At 70.0% G+C, this 14,682-nt stretch carries 10 protein-coding genes; 5 read left to right on the top strand and 5 right to left on the bottom strand.

What is annotated here, in order from left to right:
- Positions 1–11: 11 nt before the first annotated feature.
- Positions 12–1,268, top strand: a complete 1,257-nt coding sequence (locus ACFU5F_RS05950; RefSeq protein ID WP_383882549.1) for a glycosyltransferase family 4 protein — start codon at positions 12–14, stop codon at positions 1,266–1,268.
- Positions 1,269–1,358: 90 nt separating this feature from the next.
- The gene (locus tag ACFU5F_RS05945; protein WP_383882547.1) at positions 1,359–2,078 is read left to right on the top strand and encodes a hypothetical protein; all 720 of its coding nucleotides are present in this window, start codon (positions 1,359–1,361) and stop codon (positions 2,076–2,078) included.
- Positions 2,079–2,104: 26 nt separating this feature from the next.
- Here the strand turns inward: ACFU5F_RS05945 and ACFU5F_RS05940 are convergent, their stop codons facing one another.
- The 4 genes from ACFU5F_RS05940 to ACFU5F_RS05925 all read right to left on the bottom strand — a co-directional run bounded on the left by ACFU5F_RS05940 (position 2,105) and on the right by ACFU5F_RS05925 (position 5,243).
- On the bottom strand, positions 2,105–2,509 hold the full coding sequence (locus ACFU5F_RS05940; RefSeq protein WP_383882545.1) for a hypothetical protein: 405 nt from the start codon (positions 2,507–2,509) through the stop codon (positions 2,105–2,107).
- A 109-nt stretch (positions 2,510–2,618) separates the two neighbouring features.
- Entirely contained in the window at positions 2,619–3,038 is a 420-nt protein-coding gene (locus ACFU5F_RS05935) for a hypothetical protein (protein ID WP_383882542.1), read from the bottom strand.
- Between the two features lie 214 nt (positions 3,039–3,252).
- Positions 3,253–4,572 (bottom strand): helix-turn-helix domain-containing protein, encoded by a 1,320-nt coding sequence (locus ACFU5F_RS05930; protein ID WP_383882539.1) that lies wholly within the window; start codon positions 4,570–4,572, stop codon positions 3,253–3,255.
- Between the two features lie 149 nt (positions 4,573–4,721).
- Positions 4,722–5,243 carry a toll/interleukin-1 receptor domain-containing protein gene (locus tag ACFU5F_RS05925; protein WP_383882536.1) on the bottom strand — a complete coding sequence of 174 codons (522 nt, stop codon included), beginning with the start codon at positions 5,241–5,243 and terminating at the stop codon, positions 4,722–4,724.
- Here ACFU5F_RS05925 and ACFU5F_RS05920 point away from each other — a divergent pair.
- Positions 5,242–7,095: a hypothetical protein gene (locus ACFU5F_RS05920; protein ID WP_383882533.1), complete on the top strand. Its 1,854-nt coding sequence runs from the start codon at positions 5,242–5,244 to the stop codon at positions 7,093–7,095. The two genes, ACFU5F_RS05925 and ACFU5F_RS05920, sit on opposite strands and share 2 nt — an antisense overlap.
- 126 nt (positions 7,096–7,221) lie before the next feature.
- Here ACFU5F_RS05920 and ACFU5F_RS05915 read toward each other — a convergent pair whose 3' ends face one another.
- Positions 7,222–7,389 (bottom strand): hypothetical protein, encoded by a 168-nt coding sequence (locus ACFU5F_RS05915; protein ID WP_383882530.1) that lies wholly within the window; start codon positions 7,387–7,389, stop codon positions 7,222–7,224.
- Between the two features lie 229 nt (positions 7,390–7,618).
- Here ACFU5F_RS05915 and ACFU5F_RS05910 point away from each other — a divergent pair, with 229 nt between their 5' ends.
- Positions 7,619–11,503, top strand: a complete 3,885-nt coding sequence (locus tag ACFU5F_RS05910) for a phage resistance protein (RefSeq protein ID WP_383882527.1) — start codon at positions 7,619–7,621, stop codon at positions 11,501–11,503.
- Positions 11,500–14,409, top strand: a complete 2,910-nt coding sequence (gene pglZ, locus ACFU5F_RS05905; protein WP_383882523.1) for a BREX-2 system phosphatase PglZ — start codon at positions 11,500–11,502, stop codon at positions 14,407–14,409. The genes ACFU5F_RS05910 and pglZ overlap by 4 nt, the downstream gene beginning before the upstream one ends.
- Positions 14,410–14,682 lie beyond the last annotated feature (273 nt).

The raw sequence follows: 14,682 nt of genomic DNA, 5'->3' as shown, positions 1-14,682 counted from the left end.
CGGCGAAGAGAATGACAGCGCAACCGCGTACCGAACACGAGCCCTACGGCCCCGGCACACTGCGGTCGTACCTGTTCCTCTGCACGATGTGGGCGCCGGCCCGAGGTGGTGTGCCCGCGTTCAACCGTCTGTTCGCGACCGCGATGGCGGAGGCCGGACACCGCACCGCATGCCTGGTCGAGAGTGCCACCGCGCAGGAACACGAGGACGCGCGGCGGTGCGGTGTGAAGCTGCTGACCGCTGAGATGACCCCGGCCGGGCCGGACTTCCTGCTGCGCTCCACCTCCGCCGTCGACTTCGGCGCCGACGTGGTGGTGGGGCACGACCGGTTCAGCGGCTGCGAGGCGTGGGCCTACGCCCGCAAGTACGCATCCGCGCAACTGGTGTACATCGCTCACACCGTGCCCGCGGAGATCGAGCGCTACAAGAACACGGGGGAGGCCACGTCCCGGATCGAGGAGCGGGAGCGGATCATCCGAGGGGTCGCCGCGGAGGCCGACGTCGTGGCCGGCGTCGGGCCGCGGATCGCGCGCTGCACGGACGACCTGCTCGCCGGGGAGGACATCACGGGCGTCAGCGGCGTCGTCCGCCTCGATCCCGGCCTCATCACGCCGCCGACTCCCACTTCCCGGCGTCCGCCCGCCATGCGGCACGTGCTGGTGCTCGGGCGCACCGAGGACATCGGCCTCAAGGGGCTGGACATCGCCGCACGCGCCGTCGCCGACGTCCCCGTGCTGCCCGGACCGCCCCTGACGCTCCTGGTCAGGGGTGCTTACGCCGAGGAGTGCGACGGACTGCACAGGACTCTTGTCAAGGTGTCCCGGCTGGCCCCGGAACGCATCGACGTCCGCCCCTACACCGTCGACCCGGCCGAACTCCGGCGGGACCTCGCCCGTTCCGCCCTGTGCCTGATGCCCTCCCGCGTCGAAGGCTTCGGCTTGGTGGCACTGGAGGCGATCGCCGCGGGTACGCCGGTTCTGGTGAGCGGGAGCAGCGGTGTCGCCGAGCTGTTGCGCGAGGTGCTCGGGCGCAGCGCGGAGCCGATGATCGTGGAGATGTCCGGCGACGAGAAGACCGACGTACGCCGCTGGAGTGGTGAGATCGCGAGGGTCACCTCGGACCTCGTCGCCTCCTTCAAGTACGCCGAGGACGTACGGACGCGCCTGGCCGGGCGGCTCGACTGGCGAGCGACCGCCCGTACTCTGGCCGACGCCGTCGGCCGTGCCGCAGCCGCCGCTCGCCCCACCCTCCTGGCACGTCCTTCCTGACCCGCGCGCGAAAGCGTGACGCGGGGTCAGGGTGCCCGAGATGCGGGTATGTACCCCACCGAAACCGGCGTACCGGGGGAGGCGGCGGAGATGCTGTCGGTGATGGTCAACATCGCGGTCGGGCTCGTGACCAGCGTGATCAGCGGTAGCTGCGTCTGGTTGTGGCAGCGTGGCAAACACGCGCGCGCACTGCGGCGCAAGGAGACGTTCTTCGGGATCACACCGGGCGGGGAGTGCCTGATCGTGATGAACGACAAGTACGACAGGCCCGGCAGTGCGGCCCATCGGGACGTGCGGGCGATGATCGAGGTGGCGACACTGGCGAGCGACTTGGGCTGCCAGGTGTCCGTGGAGTCGAGCAAAGCCTTCCGCGCGAGCAACGACGGCCGGACCGAGTTCTGTATCGGAGGCCCGTGGAGCGGCTCCAATCAGCGCACGGGCGGCCACTTGACCGCCCATGTTCCCGGAGTCGCGTGGCATCCGTACGGTCCCGGACCGGACTGCAACGCGATCGAGGTCGGGGGCGACCGGTTCCTGTGGGACCGAGGCAACGAGGAGTACGCGCTCGTCGCCAAATTCACCCCGCCGGAGTCGACCAGTCCGGTGTTCCTGGTCTGCGGACAGAGTTCGCTGGCCAATCACGCCGCGGTCCACTTCCTCAAACGTACTCATCCGGAGCTGGCGAGGGCCGTCGCATCGATCGACCGGTTCTGCATCCTCGTGCGGGTCTCGTCCATCGCCACCTACGGCTTTCAGCGCACCGGCCTCGAACGCGACGTCACCGCGGCTGCCTTCGCCGCCGCGGTGTGACCGCGTGTCGCCTCACCCTGTCCCACTCAGCGGCCTCCTACGCCGAACTCGTCCGCTTCCACGCTCCCGGTCGAAGCCAGCGAGGCGTCCCGCATCTTCCACATCCCGACGAGCGGCGGGGTCGGCCTGACCGCGTAGTCGGGTGCGACGAAGTGCATGCCGCCGTCGGGCCACAGGGCGAGGTACGAGGTGGCTTGCCGCCGTGCAGCAGGTGCGGTGCCGGGGGGGACTGCACCGATGACGGTCACGGGCGCCGGGTCGGGGCCCGTCCACTCGGCGGTGAAAAACTCCGGCTCGGTCCCCAACTGCTGGGTGATCGCCGAGCGGAAGTGCGCGATCGACTCCTCGACGCCGGCCCGCGAGGAGAACTTGCGACCGATGTACGTGGGTACTTCCCGGTGCTGTCGACGGCGGTTCCCGAAGAGTGGCACTGTGTCCTCCGATGACGTGAGTGCGTGACGGACAGCGTGTGACGGTCGGCCGCAGCGGCGGCGGCCCAGCACCGCCGCCGACCGCGGGACGAGTGGGGTGAGGCTGTCGTCAGCCCGCCACGACACGGACGTGGGGATCGGCGGCGTTGAACGCGTCGGCGACCTTGGTGATCAGTTTCCGGGCGTGCATGCCTCCGGTGAGACCGTGCGGTGCGTAGAGCTCCACGGAGCGCGTCGTCCCCCGGTCCCACACGTACATGTGGACCGCGGTCCCGTTGCCCTGACCGCCACCACCGAATTTGGGGACGAACACCCCCACCATGAAGTCGGGCGGGTTGTCGTCCAGGCTCGAGAACGGTGAGTCGTCGGTCGGGGTGAAGTAACCGCTCTGGTCGTTGCCCATCACTTTCGCCGCCGCGCCACCGAGCATGGAACCCACGCCCCGTGCCTTCTGAGCTCCGACACGGAACACTTCAGCGCATTGCTTCAAGGTGAGCGAGGTGTTCAGTTGCGTCTGCTTGCTTCCCATGTACCGGCCTCTCCTTCGTGTACGGCTCTCCAGCAGCCCCTGACCCGTGCGAAGCCATGACGGGCGTGCAGGAAACGGCGCCGCGAGGGGGAGGGACCGACCGCCGACCACCCTTGACGCCCCATCGCCCCGGGCAACACCAGCCCCCGCCCCTCGCGACGGAAGAAGCGTATGGGCGGCGTGGGGGCCTCAGTCTTCGTTGCCTGTTGCCAAATCAACCGGCTTTCGTGCAACCCGCGCAGCGCAGCGCAGCCGTCACGCGGGCATGCAACTCCCGCATGCCGGGGCGAGCGTGTCGACGGCGCAACGACACGGCGAGCATGTGGAGCTGGGTGCGGACGACGTGGGAGCACAGCCCCTCGGAGTCCTTCAGCAGGCCGTCCACCACCGGGGTGACGGCGCCCAGTTCGCCGGCGGCTGCGAGGCCGAGCGCGAGCCGAGCGGTGAACAGGGAACGGAGCCTGGTCACTCGAACCGGTAACCGACCCAGGCCGCTGCGGATCATCGCGGCAGCCTCGTCCGGTCGCCCGAGGTCGTACAGGCACCAGCCGCCCACCAACTCACCGAGATCCGGGGTGCACTCCGAGCCGATGAGCAAGGTGGTCGGCCGAGGGTTGGCTTCCCGGCTCGTTCCGTCTCCGCTTCCCCTGCTCACCGCGAGGCTGGTTACGGTGGCTGCCTGCAGCAGTTCACCTGCCCGGTCCAGGGCAGCCGCGCAGAGGTCTTCGCTCCCAGCCAGTGCCAGGCCCTGAGCCTCCCGGAAGGCGGCCAGTGCTTGGATGCGTGGGCTGTCCTTCCCTCGCCTGCCGGCCTCGACGGCGTACTCGGTGACACTTCGCGCGTCCCCCTGGTACAGAGCCAGGCCGGCCCTGCGGATCAGGGTGTGGTCGGCGAGATCGAACGCGCCGGCTTCGATGGCCAGAGACTCGGTGCGTGCGATCCACCGCTCCGCCTGTGACGGATCCCCTGATTCCTGCGCCATCCATCCCGCGAACTCGCAGTAGAACGCGAGCAGTTCCAGGTACTGACGGCGAGCCGTGGGAGTCCGCGCGGCTTGGGCCAGGGTTGCCAGCAGATGGATGGAGCCGTCCGCCAGCCGGAGGACCGACATCGGCGACACGCGCTGCGCGAGGCGACGCAACTCGACCAGATGGACGGCGAAGTGGGTAGCGGACCGTGTGTCGTCCTCTTCGTCCGCCGCCGGCAACGCCACCGGGCAGAAGGCCGAGGTCCGAGGCGGGTGGGAGTCGTCGTGTGTATCCGGCAGTTCTTGTGCCGCGCTCGGTTGCCGGACGGACACAGAGGACGAGGAAATTCGACGAGCAGGTGACGGCAGCAAGCCGGAAAGTTCCCCGTTGGCGCCCAGCGCCGTGTCGCAGAGTCGGGCCAGTTGCTGGCTCGCCTCCCGTTTCCCCGACTCGACCCGGCTCAGGAAGGAGGGCGAGTAGTGGACGAGGCAGGAGAGTTCGGACAAGGACAGTCCGGCTCGTATGCGGTGTAAGTGAAGTGCTTGCCCGAAGGGGACTGACGGCACGGCGGTACTCCTGCTCACGGCGGTGAGTCAGGACGGTATCGGTTGAACTGGCTACTTGTCCGCCGATTCCCGGTGAATCCTGGTTGCGGATGACGCGCGGCACGCGGATCCGTCACGCCCTCTACGGATCCGCGTGCACTCCGAGACCATCAGGGCATTCGCCCGAGCATGGCGTCGACCTCGTCGACCAGCCGCTCCAGGTCGGCCGGCGCGTACCTGTGGTGCAGCCGCAGGCTCTGGTGACTGCTCAGCTTCGCGATGGCCGGAGGCAGTTCATGCTCCTGCGGTAGATTCGCGTTCAGCAGGACCGGGACCACCCGCACCCCGCTGTGGAACGCCTGAAGGATCTCCCTGCGCACCCAGTCGGCCGGATTGCGCAGACGCGGCTTGCCGTAGCGGTCGGCAGCGTCGAGCCAGCGCGGACCGATCACCGCCAGCAGTACCGAGGAATCCTTCACCGCGTTCAGGATGGCGTCCGCGAAGTCCTCGCCGGGAAGGATCGACCGTGGGGCGCGGAAGACCGACTCCGGCCCGAAGCGAGCGCACAGCGCGGAGTCGATCAAGGCCGCGCCGAACGGCTCGTCGCCGGTCCGGTAGCTGATGAAGATGCGTGTCGAGGGTTGGCCGGCCTGCTGCCGCCGGTCCACCGAAGCGGGGGTGTCAGTGCTCATGACGGGATCGAAGCGCAAGCCGGTGGGTGAAAAAAACGGCCTCGAGGTGAAAACGGGCCGCTCCCTCGGGCGGCATCCCGCTCCGGCTCTCACAGTTCCCCCCGGCTTCGCCGCCACCTGGCAGGAGTTCCGTTCGGGCCTGCGCCAGGTCCACACGGCCGCTGCACTCGCGCTGGGCGATGACCGCGAAGCGGAGATCGAGGCACTGCGGTCGGTGGCCCAGAACCCGGTCTTCGATCTCTTCGGCCCCCGGGACGGCTGCACCGACGTGGAACGGGGGCGATGGCTCGCGGACCGGGTCGCCCGGGGCGTGCAGCAGGCCCGTGACACCGTTCCCTCGGTCGCCCCTGGCGGCCTGGGCGGTGCAACGGGCCAGGCCCTGGTGCTCTGGTGCCTGCATGTCGTTCTGGGTATCCCGCTCGATGAACTCGCCGCCGCTCAGGACGGCGACATCGATCCCCCACTGCAAGGGCGGGACCTGGCTCAGAAGATCGAGGGCCGGATGTGGCTCAGCGCCAGACCGACCGGCAGGGCGGAGCCCGGCATCGTCACCCTGTACCACGAGGTTCAGGCCGCGCTCCGGGACCGCTTTCCCACCAGGGAAGGCGGTGCGGACGCAGAGCTCGCCCATGCCCACTTCGGCTACGAATGGCGCCGCCTCACACGCCTCGGCTGGGAACACGAACGCGATCTGCTGACGTTGCTGAGCACTCTCGCCCCCGACCCGCTGCCCGTCTCCTTCCTCGCCGGTGCATGGGGCCCGCTCCCCGGCCCCCTGCGCGACCTGGGGACCAGCACGCACCTGATGGCCCTGGCCCTGCGTCGGCTGCTCGACCGCGGTCTGCTCCTGGTGACCTCTCGGGAGGACAACCGGCTGGTCGGCATCCCTGTGCTACTGCACTCCTTGCCCGCGGAAGCCCTGGAGGCGGGACAGCGCCGCCGCTGGGCCAATATCGCCCTGCGTTTTCTCGGCGTGGCCCTGCGGGAAGACACCCACGACCACGACTCGTGGTCCGAGTGGCGTGATGCCCGGCCCCATGTGCTGCACCTGGTCGACCTGGCCGAGGAGTACGGCGAAGGACTCCAGGAGGCCGCCGACCTGATGGACCGCCTGTCCGTCTTCCACCGGGTACGCGGGGATGACCAGGACGCCTTGTCGGCGGCCCGCCGCGCCCTGCGCCTCTACGAAGCGGCGGGGAACCCCGGGCCCGTCAAGCACGCCACGTACCTCACCAACTACGCGATGGCCGTGCGCGTCGTCGACGGCCCTGCCGCAGCTCTGGAGCCCGTCGAACGTGCGCTCGTCATCGAAGCGAATCGGTCCGACGCCGACCACGCCCAGACACTCAACCTGTACGCCTCGATCCTGGAGAGCGCCGGACGACTCCCGCAGGCCGACGAGGCGTACCGTCAGGCCCTCGCCATCGCTCGTGACGTCCACGAGGACACCGCCGCCGAAGAGGACGCCGAGTCGCTCGCCATGGTGCTCAACGACTACTCGGTGCACCTGCTGCGTCACGCCCCCGAGCAGGGCACCTCGGCACGTGCCGTAGCCGCTGACGTGCTGCGGATGCTGGACGAGGCCGAGAACGTTTCCCGGCCCGGGGGCTACGGCACAGAGCAGATCATGTTGAACCGAGCCGATGCCCTGCGTCGACTCGGTCGTCTCGAGGACGCCCGTGGGGTGCTCGAACGGCTCGTCGCCCTGTGCGAGGACTGGGACGAGCCCACGATGTTGCTGTTCGCCGCTCTCGTAGCCCTGGCCGAAGTCCTCTCCGACCTGGGCGACTCCCGTCACGAGGAGGTTCTGCGCCGGGCGCATGAGGTCGACGATCTCCTCACGGTTTCCTGACCGGCTCCAGAGGTGTTCACCGGGCCCCCGCCCTTACGGATGTTCCCCTACGATCTGATCAGTGAGGGACGAGCCTCGGGCAGGGGCGGCAGGTGAACGAAGCGATAGGAGAGCGCCGTGTTCGGCTCAGAGCTTGACGACGACCATGCGGTCGGCGCACAGGCTGCGCATGTCGTCCTCGTCCGACGTGAACACGGTGACCGGACCGGGTTGTCGCAGGTCGACAGCGGCGAGGGCCGCGTCGATCGCGTAGTTGTGACCGTGCGGCCCCACCTCCGTCGGAAGGCCGGTCACCGGCTCGACGCGGATCTGGCCGGTTCCGCCTCGGCGATCTCCCTGTACTCGGACGCCCACGACCGCACCGCCTCGTGCAGCCGCTCCCGCTCTCGCCGGCGCTCTATGGCGTGCGTGACATGGCGGCTGAAGTCGCCGGGCCTGATCGGGCAGCCGGCCGACAACGGACATCCCGCATGATCGAGTACAAGCGGTGGCGGAGGCCACCAGATGGAGAACGTGACCGGTAATGGCACAGCAGCCGCCCCTCCTCCGCGATGTCATCGACATCAAGGAATCCATCTCCACGTCGGACTTCGTGCTCTCCCTCGCCGAGGCGACGACACCCGAGGGTGCCCAGCACGCGCTCAAGGACTACGTCGTCACCGAGCGGCTGCTGGAGAACTTCGACGAGGCGCTGGCCCTCATCAAGTCCGCGCTGGACGGACACCGCTCCAAGGCGGCCTATCTGCACGGCTCGTTCGGTTCCGGTAAGTCGCACTTCATGGCCGTGCTGTACGCACTGCTCAGCGGCGACCCGGCCGCCCGCTCCCGCACCGAGTTCGACCCGGTGCTGACCAAGCACGAGTGGTTGAGCACGGACGGCAAGAGGTTCCTGCTCGTGCCGTACCACATGCTCGGCGCGAAGGCACTGGAGCAGCGCGTCCTCGGCGGGTACGTGCACCACGTCAAGAAGCTGCACCCGGCGGCGCCGACCCCGCAGGTGTACCGGACCGACTCCCTCTTCGCGGACATCCGCGCCATGCGCGCCAATATGGGCGACGAGGCCGTCATCCGTGGGCTCGGCACCGGCGTGGACGACGATGACGAGGACGAGTGGGGCGAGGGCTTTGCCTGGACCCCGCAGCTCCTGGACACCGCGCTCGCCGCCGAGGAGAACCACGAGGCGGGCACCGCGCTCAACCTCACCAACCCCTCCACCCCGGCCGAGCTGCGGGCCAAGCTCGTCAATGACGCGGGCACCACCCTCCTCCCCGGCTTCACCAGGAACGCCGCCGAGGACGAGCACGGCTTCATCTCGTTGGACGCTGGTCTGTCCGTCATCGCCGAGCACGCCAAGTCGCTCGGCTACGACGGGCTCATCCTGTTCATGGACGAGCTGATCCTGTGGCTGGCCACCCTCATCCACGACCAGAAGTTCGTGGCCCGCGAGGCCAGCAAGATCACGAACTTCGTGGAGGGCGGCGACGCCCGCCGCGCCATCCCCGTCGTGTCGTTCATCGCCCGCCAGCGTGACCTGCGCGAGCTGGTCGGCGAGGAGGTGTCCGGCGCGGCCGAGTCGTCCATCCAGGACACCCTGAACCTGGCCTCCGGCCGGTTCGACAAGATCACCCTGGAGGACCGCAACCTCCCGCAGATCGCCCACGCCCGCCTCCTCAAGCCCAAGGACGACGAGGCGGCCCAGCAGGTCGACGCCGCCTTCGAGCAGACCAAGCGGGTCGGACCGCAGGTCTGGGACACCCTGCTCGGCTCGGAGAAGGGCACCACCGGCGCGGACGCGGAGTCGTTCCGACTGACGTACCCGTTCTCGCCGGCGTTCATGGACACCCTCGTCCACATCTCCTCCGCCCTGCAGCGCTCCCGCACCGGTCTGAAGCTGATGGGGCAACTCCTTGCCGACCACCGCGATGAGATCCGCCTCGGACAGCTAGTCCCCGTCGGCGATCTGTACCCGGTGATCGCGGAGGGCGGCGACAAGCCGTTCACCGACAGCCTGAAGGTCGTCTTCGAGGCCGCGGACAAGCTCTACAAGACCAAGCTGCGGCCCTACCTGCTCAGCTCGTACGACATCACCGAGGACGACGTCGAGCAGTACCGCAACCGGCCCGACTCCCTCACCGACCCGAAGCGGCTGAACGGCTGCCGGATGTTCGTCGGCGACAACCGGCTCGCGTGCACGCTGCTGCTGTCCGCACTCGCGCCCAGTGTGCCCGCGCTGTCCGAGCTGACCATCCGTCGGCTCGGCGCGCTCAACTACGGGTCGGTCCTCGCGCCCATCCCGGGTGCCGAGGTCGGCATCATCAAGAACAAGGTCGCCGAGTGGGCTGCCAGGTTCCCCGAGATCAAGGAAACCGGCACCGACGCCAACCCCGGCGTACGACTGGAGCTGTCCGGCGTCGACGTGGACTCCGTCATCGCCAACGCCCAGGTCAACGACAACCCCGGCAACAGGGTGGCGCTCGCCCGCCGCCTGCTGTCCGAGGAACTGAGCGTCGAACACGGCCAGTTGAGCGACCAGCTCGGCTTCACCTGGCGCGGCACCGCCCGCACCGCCGAGATCGTCTTCGGAAACGTCGCCGACGAGGACGAGCTGCCCGACCACGACCTGATGCCGCAGGAGGAGGGCCGCTGGCGCATCGCCATAGACCTCCCCTTCGACGAGGGCGAGTGGGGCCCGGTCGAGGACGTCAACCGCATCCGGCGGCTGCGTGAGCGGCAGCAGGGCGAGCGGTCGCGTATCGCCGCCTGGCTGCCGGCCCATCTGTCGGCGCAGCGCTTCGCCGACTTCCGCCGCCTCGTCGTCATCGACAAGGCCCTCGCTGACGAGCACCGCTTCGACACCCAGTACGCTGGCCACCTCAACGCTGACAACCGCAGCCGCGCCAAGGGGCTCCTGGAGACCCAGCGCGAGGCTCTCCTCAAGCAGGTCAAGGGCGCCTTCAAGCAGGCGTACGGACTGGCGCAGAAGCAGGCCGCCGACGTCGTACCCGACTTCGACGACCACCTCGTCGCGCTGCCCGATGTCGACGGCCTCACCCTGTCCTTCGGGCAGAGCCTGCACGACGGCATTCGGCACGTCGCGGGCAGGCTGCTCGCGCACCAGTACCCGGCCCACCCCGACCTCGATCCCGACGCCACCGGCATCGCCGTGAAGCCCGTCGACACCAAGAAGGTGTTCGCCCACGTCCGCGCCGCCGCCGAGGCGCGCGACGGGCGGGTGGAGGTCCCGGCCGCCGACCGCAGGCTCATGCAGCGGATCGCCGGGCCCCTGCGGCTCGGGCAGCAGAAGGAGGCGTACTTCGAGCTGTCCCGCTACTGGGCCGATCACTTCCGGCAGCTCGCCAGCTCACAGGGCGTCACCGGAGACCTGTCCCTGATCACGCTCACCGACTGGACCGACAAGCCCGACCCCCGCGGCCTGCCCGACTTCCTCGCCCGACTCGTCGTCGCCGCCTTCGCCGAGATGGACGACCGGGTGTGGGTACGCGTCGGCACCGTCCTCGACCCCGCGCCCGAGCTGTCCGCGATCAAGGACCATGACGCGTTGCGCAGCCAGCCGCTGCCCGGCGAGCCGGACTGGGACACGGCCCGGCAGCGCTTCGAGACGATCTTCGGGCAGAAGGCTCCCGCCCTGCGGCGCGGCCGGATGGTCAACCAGTTCGCCCGCCAGATCATCGAGGCCGCACGCGCCCACCGGGACCACACGGCGGACCTGGTGCACCAGTTGGAGGCACACGCCACCTTCCTCGGCCTCGACCAGACCGCCGACACAGGGCGGCTCCCGCTGGCCCGGCGCGCTCTGGAACTGCTGGACGCCCTCACGGCGGAGGCAGGCAAGGGCGCGGCCGGGGCGAAGAAGACCGTGGAGGCCCTCGCCTCCTTCGATCTGGGCGAGACCAGCGCCGACCGGTACGGCACCTCCATCAAGCAGGCCCGCAGCGTCGCGGAGGCCGTCGCCTCAGCGCCCTGGAGCACCCTCGAACTCGCCGCCGGACTCGGTCCCGAGGGCGCGGCCCTGCTCGACTCGCTGCGCAACGTGGCCCGCGACGATCAGCGCACCGCGGACCTGCGTGACGCGCTCGCACGTACTCAGCGCGAGGTTGTCGCCCTGGTGAAGCGCAGCCAGGCTGCCGCCCCGCCTCCCCCTCCCGTCGCGCCGCAACCCACGGCCGACGACCTGTCCCTGAACACACCGACCAGCGACCCTCGCATCCCCTACGCCCCGCCGACGGCACCCACAGCGGCCTCCTCGGGCAGCGGCTCTGCGCGAACGGCCGGTGGCCGCCGTACGACCGCGGCGCGTGCCGCCGCCGACCTTGAGGCGGAACTGTCCGAACTGGCCGCACGCCATCCCGACGCGACCATCGAGATCACGTGGAAGGTCGTCGAATGACGGACACCGTCGCCGCTGCCCCAGGTGCCGTCCGGCTGAACACTGCGACCGTCACCCAGTACCTGTCCTCACAGTCCTCCCTCGCCGCCGCCCTCACCGGAGAAGAAGGGGGCAGGCGTCGGGTCGTGCTGCTGCGGTCCGCCCCCCAGTGGGACGGTCCCGCCGAACCCGCCTGGGGCGAGGACCGGACGGCCGGCGTCGGGGTGGCGCCCTCGCCGCTCGCGGTGCACGAACTGGTTCTCGACCACCTGACGGGCCGTCGCCCCGGCCCTGCCGTCCTGGTGATCCTCACCGACCGTGAACAGAACGAACTCGACCCGGCGATCACCGCGCGCGTCCACAAGCAGCGCATCGACACGGTCGACAGCTGGGACATCGTGCGGGAAGCGTTCGGAGCCCGGCAGATCGACCCGCGGCTCAAGGACGTCAACTGGGCCGCCGAAGCCCTGCTCGACGCGACCCCGCCCGGTGGCTGGCAGCCGGTGCCCGGCGGCTGGCTGTCCCGGCAGTACGCCCTCACCGCGCTCGCCCAGCGTCGCCTGCGCCTCGGCCGCTACGACACCGAAGATGACACACGACGCCTGGGGCCCGGCGACGATCGGCTCGACGCGCAGACCCTGCTGCACTGGTCGACCCGGCCCGGAGCCCCGGAGCGAGTGCGGGGCCTGCGGGGTCCCGAACGCGCCGGACTGACCGCCTTCCTCGGCGAGGAGGACCAGGCCGGTCTCGCCGGACGTGCTCTGCTCGCTCTCGTCGACGCCGAGCGCGGCGCGGACGCCGCTGCCTTCGGACTCGTGTGCGAAGCACTCTGGCAGCACGCTGTGCCCGCCCCTGAGACGTACCAGGCCCGGGGCCGTGCCGAACGCTACTTCGGTGACCAGCCCCCAGCCGTCGGCGAACAACTCGATGCCCTGGTGCGCGTCTTCGGCCGGTCCGCCGAGAAGTACGTGAGCACGCTGCTCACGGCCGGACAGCGGGGCGGCGGCGCAGACGCCGATCAGGCCCGTGAGGCACGCCGCACCAGCGGCATCCTGCTCGACCGAGCCGCCGCGCTGGCCCGACAGTTCGGCGCGGAGGCGGCCGTCTCGGCGAGCCCCGTTCTGCGCGGCGGACTGGAGGCCCGATTCACCGCTGTGGGCAGGGCGCTCGCGGCGGGGGACCCGAGCGCGGCTTCAGAGGCCGTGCGACGGCTCGCGGACCACAGGCTCGCCACCGATCCGGAGGAATTCGCCCGCATCGAACGCGCCCGCATGGGGCAGCGCCTCGCCCTCTGGCTGGCCACCGACCCGCCCGCCGACGCTCCCACCGTCGCCGACGCCATACAGCGGCACGTCACCGAGACGGGCTGGGTGGATCTCGCCCTGGAGCACATCGAGGCCGGAGGCGACCCGGATGCCGTTCTCAAGACCGCCTACGACACGCTCGGTGCGCGCGTCAGGGACCGGCGGCGGCACATCGACGCGTCCTTCGCACGCTCGCTGGCCGGCTGGACGCAGGACGGAACCCCGCCGGGCGGCATGCTCACCGTCGAGACCTTCCTCGACCGAGTGGTCGGCCCCGTCGTCCGGCGCAGGGAGGAACGGCGAGTGCTGCTGCTCGTGCTCGACGGCATGAGTGCGGCCATAGCGAACGAGCTCGGTGAGGAACTGCGCCGTTCCTGGGCGGAGTTCGACCCGCTGGTCGAGGACACCCCGCGTCGGCGGGCGATGGCCGCCGCCCTCCCCACCGTGACGGCGGTGTCCCGGACATCGCTCTTCACGGGCGTCCTGATGAAGGGCACTCAGGCTGATGAGAAGAGGCTCTTCCCCGCGCTGAAGCTGTGGGGCGGGGCCCCGGCCGCCGTCTTCCACAAGGACGACCTGCGTACCGAGACCGCGGGCGACACTTTCGGTCCGGCCCTCACGGAAGCAATCACCGACGGCCGAACCCATGTTGCCGTCGTCCTCAACGCCATCGATGACCGTCTCGCCAAGGAACAGAAACTCGGCGACGGAGCGTGGCGGGTCGACGACGTACCCGGCCTGCGCGACCTCCTCCGGGTGGCGGCCGCCCAAGGCATGGCGGTCATCGTCGCCAGCGACCACGGCCACGTCGTCGACCGACACGGAACGAAGGCCGACACGCCCACCGAGCCCGCGTCCGCGCGGCACCGCTTGCCGGGCGGCCCGCTGGGTGAACGGGAGATCGCCCTCCGCGGACCGCGCGTGGTCTGGCCCCAGCCGGGTGCCTCTATCGTCGCGCTGTGGGACGCGGACTCCCGTTACACCGCTCTCAAGGCTGGCTACCACGGTGGTGCCTCCCTCGCCGAGTTCACCATTCCGGTGCTCGCCTTCTTGCCGTTCGGGGCGGAACCGCCGAAGGGATGGCGTGAGTTGGGGGACCAACGACCCGCATGGTGGGCTTCGGACGAGGTGGTCGGGCCGGTACCGGGCGAGCGTTCGGCTCCGGTGGCGGGCGCCGCCCCCAAGAAGGGGGCGGCGAAACCCCGGAAGAGGCAACCCGAAGCAGGGACGCTGCCCGAGGCCCTCTTCGACGTGGCGCTGACCGCCGGAGGAGACGACGCCCTGCTCACACCGGTCGTCGTTTCCCGGACCGAGGCGCTCGTCACGGCGCTGCTCGATTCGGAGACGTATCAGGTACAGCTCGACGGTCTGGCCCGCAAGCCGCAACAGGAGCAGGTCCACAAGGCCCTTGCCGCGCTGCTCGACGCGGGCGGCACCCTGCCGGTGACCGCGCTTGCCCAGCGAGCGGGCATGCCCACCACCCGTGGCGACGGCTTCGCGGCGGTCCTGCGCCAGCTCCTCAACTACGACGGCGTGCAGGTGTTGGAGACCTTGCCTGACGGGCGCACGCTACGGCTCCATGAGGGGCTGCTCCGCGAGCAGTTCGCCCTCGGGGCGAACTGACAGCGGTCGGGGTGCCTCCGGCGTTCACCTGAAGGCATCCCGAGCTGCGTGTTCGCTGCTCTCGGATCGCTGTTCCCAGGCGAAGTCTCACGCGCGTAGGCGGTGAACACGGCTTCGAGCCCCGGGCATGAACGGTGCCGGGTGCGACGACGGTCTCGACGCAGTCGGCGCCACTCGTACCTCTGGAGTTGCTGGGCTGCAGCGAGCCCGTGGCCTGTCGTGTGCTCCGCACGCGGTCATCCTGCGGGCCCAATGTCAGTGCGGATCATTACA

Origin of the sequence: Streptomyces sp. NPDC057438, assembly GCF_042802995.1 — a bacterium.
GTDB lineage: Bacteria > Actinomycetota > Actinomycetes > Streptomycetales > Streptomycetaceae > Streptomyces.
Note: the sequence above shows the minus strand (reverse complement) of the source record. Positions and strands in the feature narration are given on the sequence as shown.